A 21,944-nucleotide genomic window follows, 5' to 3' on the forward strand; every position below is an offset into this window, starting at 1 on the left:
GATCGCCATGCAAATTTAAAATACAAGTATGGAAATCGGCATTTTTGGTGTCGTGGGTATTATGTTGACACAGTTGGTAAATACGAAAACGCGATTAAAGAATATATACAGAACCAATTGCAGGATGATATTGCAAATGATCAATTAAGTTTATTTGAATCAGTGGACCCGTTTACGGGGAAGCGAGAGAAAAAAGGCTAAGAAAAAAGCCCCCGAGTAGGGGGCTGCCAGTGATAATAGTGTGATTGCCAGATTGTTTCGATGCGCCCTTTAGGGTGCTACCACAGGTAATTGGCCCTTATAGGGCCTGAGCAAACCACCCGTTTCACGGGTGGTTTTGATTTTTGCTATGATAAATCGTTCTGATACATGCACGTTCCATAAAAATAATGTATACATTAGTGGGGATTTTTTAGAACAAAATAGAACAAATGTATACAGTGGTGCAAAACTATGCAATAAAGTTATAGGAGAGAGAAAAAGCTCTCAACATGTGATTCCTTTATAAATATGCGGTTTATATACTTAAAAAGAATATTAGAACGCATAAATATGCAAATAATGCATGAATATGCAGAAAAACGTAAACAGGCAGCTTCTGAAACGAAAGCTGTCTGTTTTTATTTCTGAAAATTTAACACTTTCCCTTCCATTGACAGAGCACTTTGCGATTTTTATAATGGAAACTGCATACTAAATACAGTGAGTGAGGACAAATGTATTTTACTGAGGAGTGATTATGAATGTGTAGGATAGGAGCAATCAAGAGCAAAGTGCCGGTGCATCCATCCAAGGCGCTGCATCTGATGCTGCCGCAGCAGGAGGGCTATGACAATTCAGGCTTTGCTATGGTCATGCAGGATTTATACGGTGTATTTTCGCAGTACAAGGACAAACCGCTGCTGTCGATGGCCTGCACACGTGAGGGAGCACGCCTCGTTGAAGAATACATGGACAAGCATCATTTCACCCAGTTGGCCGCATGGGTGCCTGTGCCTGACAAACAGCCGAATCTCAATATTGAGGCTCTGCCGTTTTATATTTTCCGTAACTATGACTATCCTGAGTTTGTGAAGGAGCCGGAGGCCCGCGAGGCGCTCCTTCTGGATACGCGTCTGGCACTAAGAAGGATGCTTGAAGAAACAGGCGAGGGATATGTATATTCCTTCTGGCCTGACGTCCTCACTCTGAAGGAAATCGGAGACCCGAGGGATATAGCTACTTATTTCCATCTGTGGGATGACAACGGCTGCCTGCTTGCGAAAAATATCATAGTGCAGTGCCGTCAGAATACGAACTACGATATCGTGCGCTATGCGGCTCATCCGTTTTTCCTTCAGGGATATACGCTCTGCGCCAACGGAGAGAATACCTTTTTCACGAAGAATACCGAGTTTCAGAAATCGCTGTTTCGTGGCTATATCGGATTTGAATCCGATTCGCAGAATTTCCTCTATACACTTCATTATGTGCTTCATGAGCTCAAATGGCCGATTTCCTACTATAAGCATGTCATAACGCCGCTGCCCTTTTCGGAGCTGGCGCAGCGCCCTGACAGGGACGTGCTGATGACTATACGCCAGTCCCTTGCCCATCTTGAGATAAACGGGCCGAATACTATCATAGCGGGACTTCCCGACGGGCGCATGATGACCTGCTGTGATTCGAAGAAGCTCCGTCCTGTCGTTGTGGGAGGGGACGGAGAGATGGTCGCTATTTCGTCTGAGGTATGCGGAATCAATGAAATTTTGCCGAACCGTGATACGTCCAAGGATATCTATCCTAACGAGCGTGAGGTTGTGGTTATCAATCAGGACCTGGAGGTAGAAAGATGGAAACAATAAAGGTACAGGACGTAGCGGTTAATGACCTGCCGTGGCGGATAGAATATCACGCGGAACGCTGTACGCGCTGCGGAAGCTGCGTGGCAAGCTGCTCCTTCAATGCCATTGAGGTCGTGGTGCAGCGCCAGTCCATGACTGTGTCCGAACAGAATCAGCCGTCACCGGTACGCCGTCAGCTGGCTCTCGCTATAATAAAGCAGAAGAAGGACCTTGCCTATATGTGCCGCGGCTGCGGTATGTGTGAGAGAGTCTGCCCGAATAACGCGATACGTCCCGTGAGGAATCCTGACGACAGAAAGGCGCTTCTCTCCAGGGACAACGGCCCGATAAAGCGCGGCGGCCGTACAAATCTTAACGCCCAGCGTACACTGGACAGCATTATCGTCGGGCGTATTTCCCAGATGACAGACCCTGCTCTCGACTCCGTACGCCATACCTTCGATATCCGCGCTCCCTTCGGGCGGGTGCTTTCACCGAGGGAGCTTCCTCTCACGGTCAGCGGAGACAAGCTGGAGATGGCTCACCGTACGCCTCCTGTACGGTGGATATATCCCCTTATCTTTTCGGATATGTCCATCGGTGCTCTTTCCACGCGGGCGTGGGAGGCTGTGGCTCTCGCGACGGCATATCTCAACGAGAAGTGCAATCTGCCCGTGCGCATGAGCTCAGGCGAGGGCGGTATGCCCGTAAAGCTCCTTGAGTCGGAGTATCTTAAATACTTCATCATTCAGATTGCATCGGGACATTTCGGCTGGAATCGTATCATAAAGGCGATGCCCCACATGGTTACCGACCCGGGCGGAATCCTTATAAAAATAGGACAGGGAGCAAAGCCCGGTGACGGCGGACTGCTGCCTGAGGCAAAGGTCGCGGAGCATGTTCAGGCTATCCGCGGTGTACCTAAGGCTACACTTTCGTCGCCGCCTAATCATCAGGGACTTTATTCCATTGAGGAATCCGTGCAGAAAATGCACCTTTCACTGAACGCGGCCTTCGGCTTCCGTGTGCCGGTTGCCGTAAAATGCGCGGCCTCGGCCACATCAGTCGCCGTGTATCATAACCTTTTGCGCGACCCGTATAAAATCTGCGGAGGCTTTTTCATTGACGGTATTCAGGGCGGTACAGGGGCTGCGGCTGAGGTATCCCTTGACCATACGGGACATCCTGTTGTCTCCAAAATCCGTGACTGCTATCTTTCCGCTGTGCGCCAGGGCCTGCAGGGACAGATTCCTCTCTACGGCGGCGGCGGTATCGGCCTTACGGGAAACGCCGCGGCGGATGCCTTCAAGATGATATGCCTTGGTGCAAACGGCGTATTCTGCGGCAAGGTGCTTATCCAGCTTCTGGGCTGCATCGGAAACGAAAAGGGCCGCTGCAACGCCTGCAACACAGGAAAATGCCCCACCGGTATCTGCACCCAGGACCCGCGCCTCGTAAAGCGTCTTGATGTGGACCGCGGCGCGCAGAAGATTGTTGACTATGTGCTCGCCTTTGACAAGGAGCTCAGAAAGCTTATGGCACCTATCGGAAACAGCTCCCTGCCTGTCGGGCGGAGCGACGCGCTCGTTTCCACGGACAAGGCTGTGGCTGATAAGCTGGGTATTCAGTATGTCTGCTGATAAAAGGAGGATTTGTGATGTTTCATATAGATACAATGGAGGGACATCAGCGTATGTCCACACAGGACCTCCTTCTGAAAATCGAGGAGGCGGTCACAGGCGGCGAGACTGATTTTGAGATAACAGGCTCAGGTCAGCACGATATTGGAGGGCCGCTCTGGCATCCCGAGGGGAAAACACTTCATTTCCACGTGACGAATCCGGGCCAGCGCGTAGGCTCCATGTGCCTTGATAATACAGAGATTGTGGTGGACGGCCCGGCACCTGCCGACGTAGGCTGGCTGAATGCCGGAGGAAAGATTACGGTACGCGGCGACGCGGGAGATACGGCAGGGCACTGCTCATCAGGCGGCAAAATATATATCGGAGGCCGTGCGGGCGCCCGTACAGGCTCCCTCATGAAGCACGACCCTCTTTATGAAGAGCCCGAAATGTGGATTCTTAAAAATGTAGGAAGCTTTTCCTTTGAATTTATGGGCGGCGGCCGAGTCGTGGTCTGCGGCTGGGACAGCAGTCAGTTCGCGTCCGTTCTGGGTGAACGTGCCTGCGTGGGAATGGTTGGCGGCCTTATATACGTACGAGGCGAGGTGCCTGCGCTTCCCGACGATATTCTCTGCCTCGACCTTGAGGACGAGGATCGTGCATTTCTTGCAGGCGGCATGGGAGACTTCCTTGATTCCGTCGGAAAACCTGAGCTTGCGGCGGAGCTTTCCGACTGGAGCGAATGGAAAAAACTCCGTCCTCTGACCTTTGCTGAGAAGAAGCCGCAGCCGCAGCCGAACCTTGCTGATTTCCGCATGACAGGCTGGGTACGCGGCGGCATATTCAGTGACGTGGCCATGGACGATTTCGCGGTAGTACCGACGGTGAACAAGGGCCTTTACCGTCTGCGCGTTCCTTCCTGGGACAACGGTAAATACGCCTCCCCCTGCGAATTCAACTGCCCAAGCGGAATCCCTACACAGCGGAGATTTGACCTTCTTCGGGAAGGGAAGGAAGAAGAAGCCCTGCAGCTTGTTCTGCAGTATACTCCGTTCCCCGGCTCCGTATGCGGTACGCTCTGCCCGAATCCGTGCATGGAGGGCTGTACCCGCGGAAGCATAGACGAGGCTATACAGATTGGCGCCCTTGGCGCGAAATCCGCGCAGACGAAGGTAGAGCCTCCGAAGGAGCATACGGATAAATCCATAGGAATCATCGGCGGCGGCGTGGCAGGTCTTTCGGCCGCATGGCAGCTTGCGCTCAGAGGGCATTCGGTTACCGTGTATGACGAGGGTGAGAAAATCGGAGGAAAGATCGAGCAGGTAATCCCCCGCAGCCGTATTCCCCATGAGCTTTTGGAGAAGGAGCTGCAGCGTATTCAGGATATGGGTGTCAAATTCGTCACGGGCTGCCATGTGGACCATGAGAAATTTGAAAAGCTCCGCAGCGCGCATAACGCCCTCATTGTTGCTACTGGAGGAACGAAATCCCGTTTCTTCCCGTGGGAAGGATTGGAAAATCTCACTATGGGACTGGATTTCCTCAAAAAAGTAAACGCCGGAGAACATCCGAAGGTAGGGCGCCATGTGGTTGTAATCGGCGCCGGCAACTCAGGCATGGACGTTGCCTCCGACGCATACGAGATGGGCGCGGAAAAGGTAACCCTCGTAGATGTCCAGCGCCCTGCGGCCTTTCAAAAGGAAATCCACCGCATACTTGACCTTGGGGGAAGCATTGTCTGGCCGTTTGTCACCTCGAAAATCACCCCTGAGGGAATATACGCCAAGGACGGGCGGTTTATCGAAGCAGATCAGGTTATCGTTTCCATAGGAGAAGCACCGGAGACACAGAAATTCCTGCCCGATGACCCGAAGATCAAGCGCTTCAGAGAAGACTGGCTTGTGCCGTCCGAGGAAAAGATGATTATGCCCGGAGTGTTCGCGGCAGGAGATGTAGTCAAGCCGGGCCGCCTGACAGACGCCATCGGTGACGGCCTCAGAACGGCACACTGCGTTGACCGGTTCGTGCGCGGCGAAGCTATAACTCCTGTGGTGGAGAAAAAGGTAATCCCCATGGAACGCCTGTCCAGGGCGTATTTCGAAAAGTGCCATCACTGCGACCTGCCGGAAAACCCCGAGGAAGACCACAACCGCTGCGTAAGCTGCGGAACCTGCCGTGACTGCCGCATGTGCCTGAACTCCTGCCCCGAAAAGGCAATAACACGAAACGCCCTGCCTGACGGAACATGGGAGTATGTTTCAGACCCGGATAAATGCATTGGCTGCGGAATCTGTGCAGGTGTATGCCCCTGCGGCATATGGGGCCTCGTGGACAACCCGGAGCCGATTCCTATGTATCGTACCTACGGCAGGGAAGAAATGAGAAAATGCCGCGCGCAGTAATACGCATGTAATATGAATTCAAATTAGAGCCTGCTCTTATGAACAGGCTCTAATTTTTTAATCTTTGACATAACTTCATGGAACAAAAATGAAAGGATTCTTTAAAATAATCTAATAAAACGACCAGTTTCTTTTCATAAAACAGCCTTAGCATTAAAAACATCAAATCGAAAGGAAGTGTCAACATGAGAAAATTAGAAAAAACAGTAATGGCTGCCGCGCTGGGCATGATGGTCGCAGGAGGCACGCTTATCGGAGCAGCACAGACTGCGGAGGCTTCAGCGCTGACGTCAGCGGATTTTGTGGAAACAAAGGCTGTGATTGAGGGCGTAGGTGAGATAGTATTTACTTCTGCCGACCATCATGAAGAGCATCACGAAAAATATGAAAAGGAGCATCGCCCGCCTGAGCCGCCGAAGGATCACGAGCATCATCCGAAGCATGAGCATCCTGAGCATCACCACGACCGCGACAAGGATTAATCTCTGCGGAAGTACATTTTGGCGGATTTAAGAAACATTTTGAAGCTTTAACTAAAGATATTAAATTTTGAAAAAAGACCTGGAAAGGAAGTGCTGATAATGAAAAAGCTGGGAACGAAAGCGATGACGGCTGCTTTGGGATTGATGGTGGTCGGAGGTACTCTCGTGGGAACGATGCAGAGTACGGAAGCAGCCGCGCAGGCGTCGCCGGGACTCGTGCACGCGCAGAGAGTCATGGAGGAAATCCACAGCGGCAGCAATACCTCAGACGAAGAGCACGACCGGGATAACAGGCAGGGAAAGCACAGTAACAGAGAACACAGGGACGAAGCAAATCACCGGAGTGAACGAGACCACAGAAATGAAGGAAATCATAGGGATGAAAGAAACCATGAGGCCCACCGTCCGGATTTTGAGGACAGGGAGCATCGCGGAAATCATCCTGATTTCGAAAACGGAGACCGCGGCCACAGCCGTCCGCCGATGCATTCGGAGCATGACAGGGACGGACGGGGCGAGCACCGTATGGAGCGGGATGGCGGTGACCATGCCCGCGGACCTCAGCACGGTCGCGGAGATGAAGACTCCTTCGGCCGTGGAAGAGACGGACGGCCGCCTATGCACAGGGACGGAGACAACAACCAGAATCACCGCCCGAATCATGAAGAGAGAAATAACGACGCTGCCGAAAACAGCGATTAAGATAAATAAATCCCCCCTTACAAAAAGCAAAAGAGCTGCCGCCCTCGGGCTGCGGCTCTTTTGCTTTATGAGTATATTGCAGCCTAAAAATCGTCAGTAGCAAAAGAAAGTGCCTTTTCGTGGGAATTTTGCCTTTTGGAAAGTGCCCTTTCATGGGAAAATCGATAACAAAGAAAGTGCTTTTTCGTGATAATTTGCTGTTGATAAAAGTGCCTTTTCGTGATAATATCAGCTTAAAGAAAGTGCCTTTTCGTGAGGATTTTGCCTTTCGGGAAGTGCCTTTTCGTGAGAACAAGCGACTTGCTCAAAGCGTGAATCGGTAATGAGGAGGACGTATGGACGCAGCATTCAGAAGAAAAGCGTATCAAAAAATGCTTGAGTGGAAACGGCTGGACAACGGAAGCAGCGCACTGCTCATAGAAGGTGCCCGCCGTGTCGGGAAAAGCTATATAGCGGAGCGTTTCGCGAAAAATGAATATAAAAGCTATATTCTGATAGACTTCGCGAAAGCTCCTCAAACAATCCACAGCCTGTTCGAGACAGAGGGGGAAAATCTCGACAATCTTTTTGCGGTACTCTCGGCATATTATAAAGTCAGATTGTATAAGAGAAACTCGGTAATCATATTTGATGAAGTCCAGCAGTGCCCGAAAGCAAGACAATTAATAAAATATCTGGTCGCGGACGGGCGGTATGATTATATCGAAACAGGCTCGCTTATAACCCTGAAGCGAAATATCAAGGACATAGTGATTCCGTCGGAAGAAGAGCACATAAGAATGTATCCGCTGGATTTTGAGGAATTTCTTTGGGCCTTGGGAGATGAAGTGACATATCCTCTCGTACGTGAGCACTTCGAAAAACGGAAGCCTTTGGGGCAGGCGCTTCACAGGAACGTAATGAAGCTTTTCAGGCAATACATGCTAATCGGCGGAATGCCCCAGGTAGTGGAAGCCTTCGTCGAGACGCATGATTATGAGGCTGCTGACAGGATTAAACGCAGGATTTTGAAGCTCTATCGTGACGATATTTCAAAATTTGCCGAAGGTTATGAGAGCAAGGTATACGCCATCTTTGACGATATTCCGGGACAGCTGTCTAAAAAAGAAAAGAAATACAAGTTGTCATCTATCAGCAAAAAAGCGCGTATGCGTGAGTATGAGGATGCCTTCGTGTGGCTGGCGGAGGCGATGATTGTAAGTCCCTGCCTGAATGCTACGGATCCGACAGTGGGGCTGAAGCTGAGTGAAGAATACACCACGCAAAAGCTCTACATGGCGGATACAGGTCTGCTTGTTACATTGGCGTTTCAGGATGATTCATACATGGATAACGAATTGTACAGGGATATACTGCTGGACAAAATAAACGTGAATGAAGGAATGCTGACGGAAAATGTCGTCGCCCAGATGATAAAAGCGGCAGGGCATGAACTCTTTTTCTATTCGCGCAGCGATAAAAATAACAGAACGAATAACATGGAGATTGATTTTCTGATTAAGCGCGGAAGAAAAATCAGTCCTGTGGAGGTTAAATCATCAGCTTACAGGAAGCACTCTTCTCTTGATAAGTTCATGGATAAATTTGATTCCAGACTGGGAGAAAAATTCATTCTGTATGGGAAGGACTACATGGAAAAGGACGGCGTGATTCATTATCCGCTTTATATGGCAGGGCTTTTGTGAGCCGAGTGGTTTAAAAAAAATAAGACTATTGCAAAGATGGTTTCCATTTTGCAATAGTCTTATTTTTTAAGGCAGTTTATGACAGCGCATCTCTGATTATCTTTCGGGAGCTCTGACGGGCGATTTTTCCATTCGAGCACTGCAGCCAAAGAATGACCGCGGCCACAGCACAGAATACGAGACCTCCCAGCACGACATAGGATGTGCCCAGTGCTTCGATAAATTTTCCGCTGACGGTTGTGCCGAATACGCAGCCGAGGTTTGCGGCGGTGAGGAAAAGACCGTTGGCAAAGTCAGGGGCTTCGGGGGCGGCACGGGAAATCCAGTATTGGTTTATGTTTCCGTTGATTCCTGCCAGTATTCCCCAGAATACAACGACTGCTCCCATAAAGGGCCAGGCACTTCCGCCCATAAGCATTACCAGATAGATGAGCGCCGCGGCGAAGGGGAAGGCCTTGACTGTCGCGATGGGGCGCACTGTAAGGAGGTTTCCTGCCAAAAGACTGCCCAAAATATTGCAAATACCGTAGACAAAAAGCAGGATGCTTATGATGGTGGGAGCGATGCCCGAAACAGCCCCCAGATATTCAGCCAGATAATTGAATACGCCGAAAATTGAGCCGTTGAGGAAAATCACCGCTGCGATGGAGGTCCATACAGAAGGCTTTTTCAGTACTGACAGCTGACTGCCGTAGCTAAGACGCTCCTTTACAGGCATTGACGGAACATACAATAATGTTGCCAGCAGTACGGTAAATGTGGCGATGGCGAAGAAAGCCATGGATGCCGCAAGGCTTATTTCCTCCGCAAGGAAGTTGCTGACAGGGACGCCTGCCACCATGCCGGCAGCCACGCCCATATTTATTTTCGCGACCATCTTGGGCTCCTCTCCGGGTCTGGCAAGTCCTGCGGCTACGGTAAAGGCCATGGCGCAGTACACGGGGTGGAAGAAGGCAGGCAGTACACGAAGCGCCAGCAGTACGTAGAAATTATCCGTGAAAACCGCTGCGGCACTGCAGAGGGTGAATAAACCAAGAATGAAAACCATCACATTCCTGCGGTTGAAACGTGACATGAAAAGTGGCATGGTAGGCCCTGCTGCAGCAACCCCGAGGGCAAACAGGCTTATGAGCCATCCTGCCTGTACAATGCTTACGTGGTAATGCTCCGCAATGTAGGGCAGAATACCGATGAAGCCCATTTCGGTGTTGAGTATGCCGAATACTCCTGCGGCGAGTATTATCAGCATTATTTTACTGTTTACTGTCTGCTCCATGGTAATGTACTCCTTTGTGTTTCAGTGGAAATTAATATCGATTAAAACTAATACTCATGGGAAGGGTATATCTATGCTTTACGGTTATGGGATTCCTGGGGTACAATGAAGAAAAGCAAAAGCAGCAAAAGGAGCTGATTTTATGGAGCTGCGTGTCCTCAGGTACTTTCTTACTGTTGCCCGTGAGGGAAGCTTTTCAAGGGCGGCAGAAAAGCTGCATCTCTCTCAGCCTACCTTGTCCCGTCAGATAAAGGAGCTGGAGGATGAGTTCGGAAAACAGCTGCTTGTCCGTGAGCCGCGGCATGTGCTTTTGACGGATGACGGGCAGCTTCTCCGCCGACGTGCCGAGGAAATTCTGTCTCTCGCCGAAAAGACCGCGGGGGAGCTTATGAGCGGAGATGAGGATATAAGCGGAGATATACGCATAGGCGCGGGGGAATCAGTACATTTTTCCCTTATAATGGAGGCTGCACGGCAGATTCAGGAAAAGCATCCCGGTATCCGTTTTCATATCGTTACCGGCGACGGAAGAACCACCCTTACCAGACTTGACAGGGGGCTTATCGACTTCGCATTTGTATACGGAAAGCTTGACCCGTCAAAATACCATGTTCTCGACCTGCCGGTACGCGACAAATGGGTGCTTTTTCTCAGAAAGGACGATGTCCTTGCAGAAAAAGAAACCATCAGGGCGGAAGACCTTTGGGAGCGTCCGCTGCTTTTTTCGAGGCAGGCATTGTCTTCCAGCACCCACGGCGATGAACTTTTGCAGTGGCTTCAAAAGCCCCTGGAGGAGCTTCATGTTGCAGGCTCCTACACGCTGCTCTACAATGCCACATTGATGGTCAGGGAGGGCCTGGGCTATGCCATATCCTTTGCGGATATTGTAAACACCGCGGGAACTGAGCTTTGTACGCGGCCGCTTCAGCCGCCTGTCTACACGGAGCCTTCCGTTGCGTGGAAAAAGAATCAGGTCTTTTCAAAGGCTTCAAAGCTCTTTCTGCAGACACTTGAAGAAAAATTCAGGGCGAAGTGATTTGCCGTATTAAATCGGGGCTGTGAAAACCACAGCCCCTTTTCCTTACCTCAAATTTTTGTCAAAGAATTCCACAAGCTTATCAAATGGAATTTTATCCATCTGATCATAGAGATCTACGTGCGTAGCACCCGGCACAACGATTTCGTCCTTCGGTCCTTTTATTTTTGCGTAGACATTATCGGAGAAATATTTTGAATGTGCTCTGTCGCCTGTAATAAGCAGGACAGGAGTATTTCCAAGCTCGTCGATGTTGCTCATAAGCGTGAAATCAAAGAAGCCGTAGGGTGTCACCGAATCCCACGCGGATTTGTTGGAGTTGATGGCTCTTGGATGGAAGGCGCGTCCTACATAGTATCCGTAGAAATCCTTGATGACTTCGTTGGCATCGGCAGGCAGCTTGTCAGGAAACATGGTATCAAAGGTTTCTGCTTTGCCGTCGGCGTTTACTCCCAGCTCATGAGCGCCGCGGATTGCTTTGCCGGACTTTGCTTCCTCGTCACGCATTTTTGCAAGATGGCGTTTTACCTGTGCGCGCTGCTCAGGCGTATAGTACGCGCCATTGTAGTGGTCGCTGATGCTTTCGCTCATGTCGTACATGGCAGAGGTGGCTACTGCCTTTATGCGGCTGTCGCTGCCTGCCGCTGTGATGGCCATGCCCGAAAGACCGCAGATACCCATAGCGCCGACCTGAGCAGGGTTAACGAATTTCAGGTTTGAAACAAAATCTACTGCCGCGTGATAATCCTCAGTGAAAATCTCAGGAGAACCCATGTTGCGGCGGCTTCCGCTGCTCTCACCTGTCATGGACGGGTCAAATGCCAGGGCGACAAAACCGTTCTTCGCCAGCTCCTGCGCATAAAGCCCTGATGCCTGCTCCTTCACCGCGCCGAATGGGCCTGTCACCACAACCGCCTTGTACTGTCTGCCGGCATCGAAGCCATTCGGCAGATAAAGATGGCCTGCCACCTCGAAGCCGAAACGGTTTTCGAATTTTACCTTCTTTACCTCGATGGATTTATCGACAGCGAATACGCGGGTATCGTTCTCAAGCTCGCTGACAGAAGCGCGCTGCATCTGCGAGTACGCGGACAAGTCACCTGCCGAAGCTGCCATTGAAACACCGCCTCCCATAACTCCAAAGGAAATTACTCCTGCCACCAGTGCTGCCAATAAAGCCTTTTTCTTTCTGCTTATCATTTTATCGCCTGTCCTTTCTTCAATACGGTATGACATTTAATAGCTTTGTTGATGCTTTAAGTATAGCTGACAGTAGCTTTGATTACCAATACTTATAGTAAATATGAAGCTATGCTTTTATGTAATAGATATAGGCAAGATAAAGTTAAACATATTCGGTGCTTTACAGGTGTTTGGCATCGGATAAAACCGCTACGAACCCATTTACTTGCAAAAGGTTAGGCGATAAACTAAAATATTATGGAAACAAAACGAAAAGCTTTAAGGCTTTTCTTTGATAAGGAGTATGTAAATTGAGCAATCTGGAAGTTGGTATTGTAGGTCTGCCGAATGTCGGCAAGAGTACACTTTTTAATGCAATCACGAAGGCAGGAGCGCAGGCTGAGAACTACGCATTCTGTACAATCGAGCCGAACGTCGGCGTGGTGGACGTTCCTGACCCGCGTCTTGAGGTGCTTCACAAGATGTACGATTCCAAAAAGACGACTCCGGCATCTGTCCGTTTCGTCGATATCGCAGGTCTTGTAAAGGGCGCGTCGAAGGGCGAGGGCCTTGGCAACAAGTTTCTTGAGCACATCCGTCAGGTGGACGCCATTGCCCATGTTGTCCGCTGCTTTGAGGACGAGGACATCACCCACGTGGAGGGTTCTGTGGATCCTATCCGCGATATTGATATCATCACCACGGAGCTTTGCCTTGCTGACCTTGAGGTGGTCGAAAAGCGCATACTGAAAACATCGAAGCTCTTAAAGAGCGGCAGCAAGGAGGCCAAGGCAGAGGTTGAGGTGCTCCAGAAAATCAAGGCGTGCCTCGACGACGGCAAGCCTGTACGTCAGGCGGAGCTCACGGAGGACGAGCTTGCGCTTACCAACGATATGAACCTTCTGACGCTGAAGCCGACGCTTTACGTGGCGAATGTGGCTGAAGACGAGGCGGCAACGGCACAGGACGATAACGAATTTGTTCAGCGCGTGAAGGAATACGCGGCCAAGGAAAATGCCGAGGTTATCGCCATCTCTGCCCGTGTAGAGTCAGAGATTGCGGAGCTTGACGAGGAGGAAGCAAAGGAATATCTTGAGACCATCGGTCTTGAGGAATCCGGCCTTGACCGTCTCATAAAGGCGGCGTTCAAGCTGCTGGGACTTCTTACATTCCTTACGGCAGGCCCTGACGAGGTGCGCGCGTGGACTATCCGCAACGGCACAGTTGCTCCGAAGGCCGCAGGAAAGATTCATTCAGATATCGAGCGCGGCTTTATCCGTGCGGAGATTGTAAATTATGATGACCTTATCGCCGCAGGAAGCACCGCAGCGGCCCGTGAAAAAGGCAAGGTACGTCTTGAGGGCAAGGACTACGTCATGCAGGACGGCGACGTAACGTACTTCCGTTTTAACGTGTAAGCACAAATAAAAAAGCCTTCCCCATTTGGGGAAGGGGGACCGCGTCAGCGGTGGATGAGGTATACAGAAGCGAGTCACTATCTGCGTAGATAGTAGGTACTTTGGGGTACACCTCATCCGACTGCTTCGCAGCCACCTTCTCCTAAAGGAGAAGGCTATTTTTTATGCCGTCAAATAAAATACATCATGGTCTCGTCCTGTCGTTTGTTTTCCGTTTCCGTGAGGACGTCTGCCAGGGAGACATTCTGAAGTGTTTCCTTCAGCGCGTCATTTATGGGCTGGTATATGATAGCCTCAAGCGCGTCATCAAGAGAAGGAACCTTCCCGTTCGTTGAGGAGGAGGTTTCCTCCACGAGACTCAGCTCTATGGCGGTCAGGATATCGTAGGCGCTGATATTCTTCGGCGCCCGGGCCAGCTGATAGCCTCCCTGGGAGCCTTTGATGGACAGGACAAGCTTCGCCCGTTTCAGCAGGGAAAAGACCTGCTCAAGATATATCTTCGATATGCCCAGCTTTTCGGATATGCTTATAATCGTGATGGGAGTGTCTGACGCGTAGTTCATGGCAAGATGTGTCATTGCGGCAAGACCGTAGCGGCCCTTGGCGGATATTTTCATTTCTGTTCACCTCTCAATGAAATGGAGTTATTCAGTTGGCGCGGCATGCGCTTAAAACGTCCGAATAATTCATATATATATTATATGATATAGTGGAGAACGAAAAAAGTCAATACATAGATGAATGATATGTTTTTCGCAAATTTGCGGGCCTCAGTGTTCGGAGCTGTGACGGGACTGTGGAAATTCCTTCCTTTACAAAGAATGGACAAATGATTACAATAGATAAATAGCACGTTACGAAAGCAGGATAGAAAATGGTAGAAGAGTCGATTAAATTGTCTAATTCGCGGGAGATAAGAAACGGCATTCATGACGGTATACCTATCGCTCTGGGATATCTTGTGGTTGGCTTTACTCTCGGTATTGCGGCGCGAAACGCGGGGCTGACGCCGATACAGGGCTTTTTGGCAAGCTTTTTCAACAACGCGTCAGCAGGGGAGTACGCGGCGTTCACTCTGATTGAAGCGGACGCGCCTTATTTGGAGCTTGCGCTTATGACACTCATAGCCAATGCGAGATACATGCTTATGAGCTGTGTTATCAGCCAGAAGCTGGCGCCTGATGTTTCCATATGGCACCGCATATTTGTGGGCTTTGATATGACGGATGAAATCTTCGGTATTGCGGCAGCACGGAAAAATCCGCTGAATCCTTTTTATAACTACGGAGCAATGATAGTTGCCCTGCCGGGCTGGGCGGGCGGAACTATGCTGGGGGTACTGGCAGGAAACGCTTTGCCTGCCTCTGTAGTCAGCGCTCTGTCTGTGGCTCTTTACGGTATGTTTCTCGCCATCATCATTCCGCCGTCCCGTGATGACAGAGTGGTGGGCGGTTTTGTGCTGCTGTCCTTCGCGGCGAGCTTTCTGGCGGCGAATCTGCCGGTTATCATGGAGCTTTCGGGGGGTACACGCACCATAATTCTGACCGTTGTCATTTCGGCGGCAGCGGCGTGGTTTTTCCCTGTGAAGGAGGAGCAGCATGACGCATAATATTTATATTTATCTCATTGTGATGAGTGCTGTTACCCTCGCAATAAGAATCCTGCCCATCACCCTTTTAAGGCGGCAGATAGAGAACCGCTTTTTGAAATCTTTTTTGTATTATGTGCCCTATGTGACTCTTGCGGTCATGACGTTCCCGTCCATTGTGGACGCGACACAGATCCCGCAGGCAGGAACGGCAGCGCTTTTGATAGGCATAGCTTTGGCGTGGTTCGAGGCAAGCCTCTTTCAGGTTTCCGCGTGCTGCTGTATAGTCGTTTTCGCGGTAGAGTTTTTCCTCGCCTAGCGAAAAAATCCCTCGACAATAATACAGCTTTATTTAATCAATGAATCCTTTTTTCGGCTGCCTTTCGGGGCAGCTTTTTTATTTGTTTTCATATGAAAAAGTAATCGTGATGATATGCTATAATAGACATATGAAAAGGAATCGGAGGGATGGGAATGGAAACTACACAGGTTACGAAGTTTCGCCGCGAGGTACTGCGGCGTATCGCGCAGTACACATGGAATGATGAGCTTCCAGACCACGTTTACGACATAATATACCAGACGGTGCGTGATGATACCCAGCGTGTGCGCTGCTGTGTCCACAAGGAGCGCGCCGTGCTTAAAAACCGCATACAGATGGCTCTTTGGCAGCCGCTTAAGCTGAACATAATCAATGCTGCGAATGCGGCGCTGGCAGGGGAGTTCGACAAGAGCCTGCCTGTCATGGACGTGCTTCCGGATGCCTGCGATTCATGCCCTATCGACCGCTATTACGTAACGGATGTGTGCCGTCACTGCATTCAGCATAAGTGCATAGACAACTGTCCGAAGCACGCTATCAGCATACAGAACAACCGCGCCTTTATCGACCGCGATGTGTGCATAGAGTGCGGACGCTGTTCAAAATCCTGTCCCTACGGCGCAATCATTGAAATCAACCGTCCCTGCATACAGGCCTGTGCCCTGGGTGCCATGAGTGCCAGTGAGGGAGAGGATACGCGTACGGTAATCGACCACGAAAAATGTGTCAGCTGCGGAAACTGCCGGAGCGCCTGCCCCTTTGGCGCCCTTGAGGAGCGCAGCATGATTGTGCCCCTTCTTCTCGCTCTGAAGAAAAAGCAGCGCCCTGTGGTAGCCATGCTTGCTCCGTCCTTTGTGGGACAGCTTGGCATGAAGGTCACTCCTGCGGCAATTGTTGACGGTCTCCGCGCTCTCGGATTTACCGCGGTGGTGGAGGTGGCTGTAGGCGCGGATATTACAACGCTTCACGAAGCAGAGGAGTTTTTGGAGAAGGTTCCGAAGGACATTCCGTTCCTCACCAGTTCCTGCTGCCCTGCCTTTGTGGACCTTGTAAGAAAGCATTTCCCTGAGTACGGGGAAAACATCTCGGAGACAGTTTCGCCTATGATATCCTGCGCCCGCTGGGTAAAGGAAAAATATAAAAACGCAATGACCTGCTTCATCGGGCCGTGCATTGCAAAGAAATCAGAGGCAATTCATTTTAAGGATGACGTTGATTTCGTCCTGACCTACGAGGAGCTGTCCTGTATCTTTGAGGGGACGGGTGTTGACCTGGCGGTGCCCACGGAGGAATACGAGACAACGGCGGCGGCAGGAGGCATCGGGTTCCCTCTTGAGCGCGGAGTGCAGTCATCCATGAAGAAGGTACTTCCTGAGGAGCGTGCTGAGTCAGCGAAAATGGAGTATGCGGCAGGTCTTGAAAAGTGCAGCGAAAAGCTGAGCGAAATCAAGGCAGGGAAGCTCTCATGCGAATATTTCGAGGGCATGGCCTGCGCCCAGGGCTGCGTTGACGGCCCGGGAGCTCTCGCGCAGCAGGGCCTTACCCGTGTTATGGTAACGAAGTTCGCGGGCGGCGCGCAGAAAAAGCGAAGCGACGAGGACATGGCGGCGGTAGAGGCAAAGGAAAAGCTCAACCTGAAAACAAAATAAAACAGCCAATAAAAAAGCAGCTGATGGAGGAAATTCTCCACAGCTGCATTTTTTATGCTTTTTTCAATACTTTTTCAATCTCTGCAATGTACATTGTGTGGTAGTCCTTGGCGGCGTACCATTTTTCGAGGTATTCCTTGTCCAGGAAGCTTTCGGGGGTCTGCTCCTGCTTATAGAGCTTACGGCATACGAGAACCAGCTCCGCTTCTTCGAAATACGGCGAGCCGTCTTCGTGGGCAAGGGTGAGTCCGGATTTTGCTATTTTGTCCTCGTCACGCCCCGATACGCTTCCGAGATAGCCGAGAGTCTTTTTGTGCTCTGCCCCCAGAACAGAGAGTGTGAAGTGGTCGGAGGCTTCGAGAAATTCCTTTGTGTAGCGCTGGGGGCGGATATATATTGTAGCAACTGTTTTGCCCCAGAGGATGCCGACGCCGCCCCAGGAGGCGGTCATTGTGTTTGCCTTGCCGTCCTTTTCGGCTGTGACAAGCATCCAGTCGTCACCTATGAGGGTGAAGGGGTTTCTTGTTATTTCCTTAGGTTCGATTGTCTTGAACATGTCGTTATTCCTCCTTGCATCACTGCCGTGGCTTTTTCCGTCATGCGGTGTCAGCTGCCGCTCGACGTAGTGGATACTACGCCTTCGCGGCATCTTCCTTGCCTGGCGAAAAAATTCCTCGGCAGGTTTAATCATCTAGTTAATGGGCGTTATTTTCCTGCGGAATATCGTAGGTATCCGTGTGGAGATATTCGCTGTCTATGACCGCGCCGTTTTCGTAGGTTACGCGGTAGACGTCAACAGTGGGGTTCGGTCCCGTGATTTCGGTAGTAAGGCCGTAGCTCCGCGCGTCCTGAGAGGAGCCGAGGACCGTGACGGTAAGAGTTCCGCCTGAGGCACCTGCCAGAAGGTATACGCTGTGGGGAAGGTCGTTTCTGAAGCAGAAATCAATCTGCCCGTCTGCAACTGTGGCATCAAGCCCTGCTGGAACGTAATCCGAAGGGTAGAAGTGTGAGGTGCGCATGGTTGGGGTAAGCCCTGCCAGAAGCACCGCATTATACAGGGTTGAGCTTACCTGACACACGCCGCCTCCGATATCCTGCTCTACCTTGCCGTCGATTATTACAGGAGCATCAAGATAGCCTGCGCTGACTACGCGTCCTCCGACAGTGCCGTTGAATGAAAACTCCTCACCGGGCTGAATAATGACCTGATTCAGCTTGGATGCGGCAATCGCGATATTTTCTCCGCGGTTGCTGGAGGGATTGTAGAAGGTGGAGTACTCGGACAGCACCGCATCAATGGAGGCAAAGGCCTCCGCAGGAACCTTCGGCGGAATCGTTTCAATAGGAAGCTGGAAGGTATGAGGTACGCAAAGCTCTGTCAGCTTCGGCGCGAGCTCCTCGTCAAGAGCCTCCGTATCAACGTGAAGTCCGGCGGCGGGCGGGCGGTGATGTATGCCTGTAGGCTCAAGCCAGACGCAGCCCTCTATAGGCTGTCGTTCTATGGAAGCTGTGATTTTTTTCAGTTCGTGCTGAAGCTTTTCTTCATCCCAGATTCCCTTCAGGGTAATCGTTCTTCCGCGTATGGCACAGTCAAGGGCATCTGTAATCTGCTCAAGGCGGCTGCCGATGCGTCCTGCGCTGTAAGCCTTTTCAAGAGCGGCATCCGTGTCCGCGTTCAGGGCAATCGCTGCTCTTTTGATGGGATAGAGCTTTGCTCCGTCCGTCAGAACAACAGGGACATCGGGAATCACAGCCTCGGCTTTTTTCTCGAACATGTGCTGTGCTTCCGACTTAGTGAGCCCCGTAAGAGGCTGGTCGTCAAAGCGGAGACCGAAGGCAATGCGGTCCTGTGACACGAAGCCGAAGATAAGACTGAAAAATGATATTGAAAGGAGCAGTGCGACCAAAAGGCACAATGCCGTAAATATTATGATTAAATTACGTGGCTTCATATTGGCTGAAACGCGGTCTCCTTTCAAAGTTTTATTTTTAATGCCTTACACATGCCTGACTTACGAAAAAAATACCGTGCAGCTTTTGGCTGCACGGCGTTTGGCTTTTTTACTGGATGTTCATGGAAAGCTCAATGAACTTGTTTGCAAGCTTTGCTTTCTGGAGAACTTCCTCGGTGATGTCTGCGCCGGCCTTGACAATGACAACACCGTTGTCGGTTACAATGTCACGTGCTGCTTTTTTCCCGAGAAGGAAACGGCGGTGACGTTCTTCGGAAGCCTTGTCGGCAGCAGCTTCTTTTGTAGGAGCTGCCGGTTTTGCAGGTTCCTGCTTAGGAGCTTCTTCCTTTTTCGGCTCAGGTTTTTCTTCCTGCTTAGGCTCTTCTTTCTTGGGCTCAGCTGCAGGCTCTTCCTTTTTCTCTTCCGGAGCCGGAGCCGGAGCCGGTGCCGGTGTCGGTGCAGGTGCTGCAGGAGCAGGTGCCGGAGCTGCCTGTGCAGGTGCTGCTACAGGCTCAGTTTTTTTTTCCTCTTCGTCAGGAGGGTCGATGACCGTTACCTGCTTACCAAAGATGGAAATCTGATCGGAGCTGATTTCAGATGTGGAGCCGTCGGAAGCAGTGACTTCGCACTTTTCAACCTTGCCGCCTTCTCCGATGAAGATTTCAGTGACCTTACCCTGGATAGTACCGGACTTTGTAATAGCCTTCGTGCCGATAACGCGGATGTTGGCATCGAGCATCGGCTCGTAGTCGCTGGCATCCTCAAGAGTCAGGATGTTTTCGCTGGACGTGATTGTTACGGCATCATGACCGATAGCGATGACGGAAGAATACGGGAGCAGTTTTACGCCGCGGTACCAGTCCTCATCCTCGATTGTGATAGCTGCGACAGCACCGTTCTTGGCATCGATAAGGAGCGTTTTGCTCGTGCCGAGCTCGCGGCCCTCTGAAATACTGATGATTGGCAAATTCAGGATTTCTACGCTTTTCTTGGTCATTGGTAATTCCTCCTGTGTGTTTCATCCGCCTGTGATTTTTTGAATTCTGTTTCGATTTCCTCAATATATTCCGGCGGAATTTTACGGAATGGTGTATTTGGCACATCGTGCCGGGTTAATATATGCGAAACGGTATGCAGGTAGATAATGTTCTTTTTGAACTCTGCCTGTATATCGGTTTGGCCTTGCAGCATTGGGAGCGAGAGCGCCTTTTCGTAAACCTCGGAGGACTCATCATAGAGTCCAATGTCCTTGTAAAGGTTACCCAGCTCGATGACAACGAATGGCGCGTAAGGATCGTCGCCATAGGAGTCGATTGCTTTCTTGTATGCAACGGCTGCCGCCTTGTGCATACCGGCTGTCTTCTGCTCCTGTGCATAGTCGAGATAATCGTCGAGAGTACGGAGCGTTTCCGGAACAGCTTCTTCCTCGGAGGACTCTTCTTCCTGCTCCGGGGATTCCTCCTCGGCTTCAGGTTCTCCAGTATCCTCGCGGCCTTCAGCTTCGGACTCAGCTTCAGCAGCTTCTTCCTCAGGTTCGGATTCAGACTCTTCAACCTCAGGTTCAGCGGCTTCTTCTGTATCTTCTTCAGACTCGGTTTCAGCCTCGGAAGCTTCCTCTTCAGGTTCAGCCTCTTCAGGTTCAGCCTCTTCAGTCTCAGTTTCTTCCTCAGGTTCGGCTTCGGACTCTTCGGGTTCAGTCTCGGCTTCAGTATCAGCTTCAGCTTCAGACTCTTCAACCTCAGCTTCAGATTCTTCCTCAGGTTTGGATTCGGTTTCTTCAGCTTCCTCTTTAGTTTCGATTTCAGCCTCAGATTCAGCTTCTTCAGTTTCTTCCTCAGGCTCAGAAGGCTCTTCTGCAGTCTCGGATTCAGCTTCCGCTTCTTCCTCAGGTTCAGAAGGTTCTTCTTCCTCGGATTCAACTTCGGGTTCAGCCTCAGCAGTTTCTTCCTCGGTTTCAGTCCCGGCTTCAGGCTCTGCAGCAGCTTCCTCGTATGGAGTTTCTTCCTGCTCCTCGGGTTCGGCTTCGACAGGTGTTTCCTCTGTCGCTGCCTCCTCGACAGCCTCCTGCTCCGGAGCTTCCTCTACAGGCTCGACGGCAGCTTCCGTCTCCTCCGCAGTTTCAGGCTCTGCAACGGATTCTTCGGCAGCAGTCTCAGCCTCGGATTCAGCTTCTTCCTCAGGCTCGACAGCGGTCTCTGCCTCAGCCTCGGTTTCAGCTTCTGCAGCAGATTCTTCGACAGCGGTCTCTGCCTCAGGCTCGGTTTCAGCTTCTGCAACGGATTCTTCGGCAGCAGATTCAGCCTCGGTTTCAGCCTCTGCAGCAGATTCCTCGGCAGAAGTCTCCACTTCCTCAGACGCAGATTCTTCCACGGACTCCGCCTGTGAAGGGGGCACCGCTGCTTCCAAAACCTCGTCCTCCGATTCCTCGGCGGCCAGTGTCCGTCTGATCCGGTATTCGTTAAAGCCTGTTACGGCGGCTGCCGCAGCCAGAACAAATCCCGCGATGACAAGAACATAATTAAGTGTCATGTGAATGGAAACAAATATCGAGGCAAAGTTCACGCACAGCGCAAACACGGCACACATAACAAGTGCCCAGCGGTCAACCTTCAGACCGAGATATTGGGTGGCTTTATAAAGTAATACGGTGCTGACGGCCATGATTACAGTAGCCAGCAGAAAAAAGACCAACAGTCTCACCACTCTTCTTCTGCCACGCTGCCCATTAAAAAATACGGGAGCAGGCGAAGGTCCGCCATACGCAAAAAAATTATGGCAGAAAACCTCTCTATAGTATATCATCTT

Annotated in this window: 19 protein-coding genes; 12 read left to right on the forward strand and 7 right to left on the reverse strand. The window is 50.9% G+C overall.

The genetic code is table 11. The features are described from left to right. The 7 genes from BUA83_RS11010 to BUA83_RS11040 form a co-directional block, all read left to right on the forward strand. On the forward strand, window positions 1–201 hold a 201-nt coding region (locus BUA83_RS11010; RefSeq protein ID WP_200796067.1), incomplete at its 5' end, for a transposase. A 542-nt stretch (window positions 202–743) separates the two neighbouring features. After that, a complete protein-coding gene (locus tag BUA83_RS11015) occupies window positions 744–1,844 on the forward strand; it encodes a class II glutamine amidotransferase domain-containing protein (RefSeq protein WP_072936350.1) in 1,101 nt (366 codons plus the stop codon). Further along, window positions 1,832–3,463, forward strand: coding sequence for a glutamate synthase-related protein (locus BUA83_RS11020; protein ID WP_072936351.1), 1,632 nt, complete (start codon window positions 1,832–1,834; stop codon window positions 3,461–3,463). The genes BUA83_RS11015 and BUA83_RS11020 overlap by 13 nt, the downstream gene beginning before the upstream one ends. A 17-nt stretch (window positions 3,464–3,480) precedes the next feature. After that, complete coding sequence (locus tag BUA83_RS11025; RefSeq protein WP_072936352.1) at window positions 3,481–5,847, forward strand: FAD-dependent oxidoreductase; 2,367 nt, start codon at window positions 3,481–3,483, stop codon at window positions 5,845–5,847. A 185-nt stretch (window positions 5,848–6,032) separates the two neighbouring features. After that, on the forward strand, window positions 6,033–6,329 hold the full coding sequence (locus tag BUA83_RS11030; protein WP_072936353.1) for a hypothetical protein: 297 nt from the start codon (window positions 6,033–6,035) through the stop codon (window positions 6,327–6,329). 99 nt (window positions 6,330–6,428) lie between these two features. Further along, the gene (locus tag BUA83_RS11035; protein WP_072936354.1) at window positions 6,429–7,031 is read left to right on the forward strand and encodes a hypothetical protein; all 603 of its coding nucleotides are present in this window, start codon (window positions 6,429–6,431) and stop codon (window positions 7,029–7,031) included. A gap of 335 nt (window positions 7,032–7,366) precedes the next feature. Further along, window positions 7,367–8,716 (forward strand): ATP-binding protein, encoded by a 1,350-nt coding sequence (locus BUA83_RS11040; RefSeq protein WP_072936355.1) that lies wholly within the window; start codon window positions 7,367–7,369, stop codon window positions 8,714–8,716. 76 nt (window positions 8,717–8,792) lie between these two features. Here the strand turns inward: BUA83_RS11040 and BUA83_RS11045 are convergent, their stop codons facing one another. Further along, window positions 8,793–9,992 carry an MFS transporter gene (locus BUA83_RS11045; RefSeq protein WP_072936356.1) on the reverse strand — a complete coding sequence of 400 codons (1,200 nt, stop codon included), beginning with the start codon at window positions 9,990–9,992 and terminating at the stop codon, window positions 8,793–8,795. Window positions 9,993–10,134: 142 nt separating this feature from the next. Here BUA83_RS11045 and BUA83_RS12900 point away from each other — a divergent pair, with 142 nt between their 5' ends. Further along, window positions 10,135–11,028 carry a LysR family transcriptional regulator gene (locus BUA83_RS12900; RefSeq protein ID WP_072936357.1) on the forward strand — a complete coding sequence of 298 codons (894 nt, stop codon included), beginning with the start codon at window positions 10,135–10,137 and terminating at the stop codon, window positions 11,026–11,028. A 45-nt stretch (window positions 11,029–11,073) separates the two neighbouring features. On the opposite strand, the gene BUA83_RS11055 is transcribed toward BUA83_RS12900, so the two are convergent. Then, window positions 11,074–12,228, reverse strand: coding sequence for an alpha/beta hydrolase (locus BUA83_RS11055; RefSeq protein WP_234988330.1), 1,155 nt, complete (start codon window positions 12,226–12,228; stop codon window positions 11,074–11,076). A gap of 293 nt (window positions 12,229–12,521) precedes the next feature. Between BUA83_RS11055 and ychF the strand changes: the two genes are divergently transcribed. Further along, window positions 12,522–13,628: a redox-regulated ATPase YchF gene (gene ychF, locus BUA83_RS11060; protein ID WP_072936358.1), complete on the forward strand. Its 1,107-nt coding sequence runs from the start codon at window positions 12,522–12,524 to the stop codon at window positions 13,626–13,628. A gap of 170 nt (window positions 13,629–13,798) precedes the next feature. Here the strand turns inward: ychF and BUA83_RS11065 are convergent, their stop codons facing one another. Further along, on the reverse strand, window positions 13,799–14,245 hold the full coding sequence (locus tag BUA83_RS11065) for an RrF2 family transcriptional regulator (RefSeq protein WP_072936359.1): 447 nt from the start codon (window positions 14,243–14,245) through the stop codon (window positions 13,799–13,801). Window positions 14,246–14,502: 257 nt separating this feature from the next. Between BUA83_RS11065 and BUA83_RS11070 the strand changes: the two genes are divergently transcribed. The 3 genes from BUA83_RS11070 to BUA83_RS11080 all read left to right on the forward strand — a co-directional run bounded on the left by BUA83_RS11070 (window position 14,503) and on the right by BUA83_RS11080 (window position 17,187). Next, window positions 14,503–15,237, forward strand: coding sequence for an AzlC family ABC transporter permease (locus BUA83_RS11070; RefSeq protein ID WP_072936360.1), 735 nt, complete (start codon window positions 14,503–14,505; stop codon window positions 15,235–15,237). Further along, window positions 15,227–15,535 (forward strand): AzlD domain-containing protein, encoded by a 309-nt coding sequence (locus tag BUA83_RS11075; protein WP_072936361.1) that lies wholly within the window; start codon window positions 15,227–15,229, stop codon window positions 15,533–15,535. Before BUA83_RS11070 ends, BUA83_RS11075 begins: the two co-directional genes overlap by 11 nt. Window positions 15,536–15,690: 155 nt before the next feature. Then, complete coding sequence (locus tag BUA83_RS11080; RefSeq protein ID WP_072936362.1) at window positions 15,691–17,187, forward strand: monomeric [FeFe] hydrogenase; 1,497 nt, start codon at window positions 15,691–15,693, stop codon at window positions 17,185–17,187. A gap of 52 nt (window positions 17,188–17,239) precedes the next feature. Here the strand turns inward: BUA83_RS11080 and BUA83_RS11085 are convergent, their stop codons facing one another. The 4 genes from BUA83_RS11085 to BUA83_RS11100 form a co-directional block, all read right to left on the reverse strand. After that, window positions 17,240–17,743 carry a flavin reductase family protein gene (locus BUA83_RS11085; RefSeq protein WP_072936363.1) on the reverse strand — a complete coding sequence of 168 codons (504 nt, stop codon included), beginning with the start codon at window positions 17,741–17,743 and terminating at the stop codon, window positions 17,240–17,242. A gap of 139 nt (window positions 17,744–17,882) precedes the next feature. Beyond that, entirely contained in the window at window positions 17,883–19,094 is a 1,212-nt protein-coding gene (locus tag BUA83_RS11090) for a VanW family protein (protein WP_159430515.1), read from the reverse strand. Window positions 19,095–19,248: 154 nt separating this feature from the next. Further along, on the reverse strand, window positions 19,249–20,136 hold the full coding sequence (locus BUA83_RS11095; RefSeq protein ID WP_072936365.1) for a PRC-barrel domain-containing protein: 888 nt from the start codon (window positions 20,134–20,136) through the stop codon (window positions 19,249–19,251). Further along, window positions 20,133–21,839 carry a hypothetical protein gene (locus BUA83_RS11100; RefSeq protein WP_144340538.1) on the reverse strand — a complete coding sequence of 569 codons (1,707 nt, stop codon included), beginning with the start codon at window positions 21,837–21,839 and terminating at the stop codon, window positions 20,133–20,135. The genes BUA83_RS11095 and BUA83_RS11100 overlap by 4 nt, the downstream gene beginning before the upstream one ends. Between the last annotated feature and the right edge of the window lie 105 nt (window positions 21,840–21,944).

The sequence above is a fragment of the Schwartzia succinivorans DSM 10502 genome (genome assembly GCF_900129225.1).
Taxonomy (GTDB): Bacteria; Bacillota; Negativicutes; order Selenomonadales; family Selenomonadaceae; genus Schwartzia; species Schwartzia succinivorans.

Excerpts from the sequence above, each read along its gene's own strand:
- BUA83_RS11030 (WP_072936353.1), top strand. The coding sequence starts at position 6,033 with ATGAGAAAATTAGAAAAAACAGTAATGGCTGCCGCGCTGGGCATGATG.
- BUA83_RS12900 (WP_072936357.1), top strand. The coding sequence starts at position 10,135 with ATGGAGCTGCGTGTCCTCAGGTACTTTCTTACTGTTGCCCGTGAGGGA.
- BUA83_RS11065 (WP_072936359.1), bottom strand. The coding sequence starts at position 14,245 with ATGAAAATATCCGCCAAGGGCCGCTACGGTCTTGCCGCAATGACACAT.
- BUA83_RS11080 (WP_072936362.1), top strand. The coding sequence starts at position 15,691 with ATGGAAACTACACAGGTTACGAAGTTTCGCCGCGAGGTACTGCGGCGT.
- BUA83_RS11075 (WP_072936361.1), top strand. The coding sequence starts at position 15,227 with ATGACGCATAATATTTATATTTATCTCATTGTGATGAGTGCTGTTACC.
- BUA83_RS11015 (WP_072936350.1), top strand. The coding sequence starts at position 744 with ATGTGTAGGATAGGAGCAATCAAGAGCAAAGTGCCGGTGCATCCATCC.
- BUA83_RS11035 (WP_072936354.1), top strand. The coding sequence starts at position 6,429 with ATGAAAAAGCTGGGAACGAAAGCGATGACGGCTGCTTTGGGATTGATG.
- BUA83_RS11025 (WP_072936352.1), top strand. The coding sequence starts at position 3,481 with ATGTTTCATATAGATACAATGGAGGGACATCAGCGTATGTCCACACAG.
- BUA83_RS11040 (WP_072936355.1), top strand. The coding sequence starts at position 7,367 with ATGGACGCAGCATTCAGAAGAAAAGCGTATCAAAAAATGCTTGAGTGG.
- BUA83_RS11085 (WP_072936363.1), bottom strand. The coding sequence starts at position 17,743 with ATGTTCAAGACAATCGAACCTAAGGAAATAACAAGAAACCCCTTCACC.
- BUA83_RS11055 (WP_234988330.1), bottom strand. The coding sequence starts at position 12,228 with ATGATAAGCAGAAAGAAAAAGGCTTTATTGGCAGCACTGGTGGCAGGA.
- BUA83_RS11020 (WP_072936351.1), top strand. The coding sequence starts at position 1,832 with ATGGAAACAATAAAGGTACAGGACGTAGCGGTTAATGACCTGCCGTGG.
- BUA83_RS11045 (WP_072936356.1), bottom strand. The coding sequence starts at position 9,992 with ATGGAGCAGACAGTAAACAGTAAAATAATGCTGATAATACTCGCCGCA.
- BUA83_RS11095 (WP_072936365.1), bottom strand. The coding sequence starts at position 20,136 with ATGACCAAGAAAAGCGTAGAAATCCTGAATTTGCCAATCATCAGTATT.
- BUA83_RS11070 (WP_072936360.1), top strand. The coding sequence starts at position 14,503 with ATGGTAGAAGAGTCGATTAAATTGTCTAATTCGCGGGAGATAAGAAAC.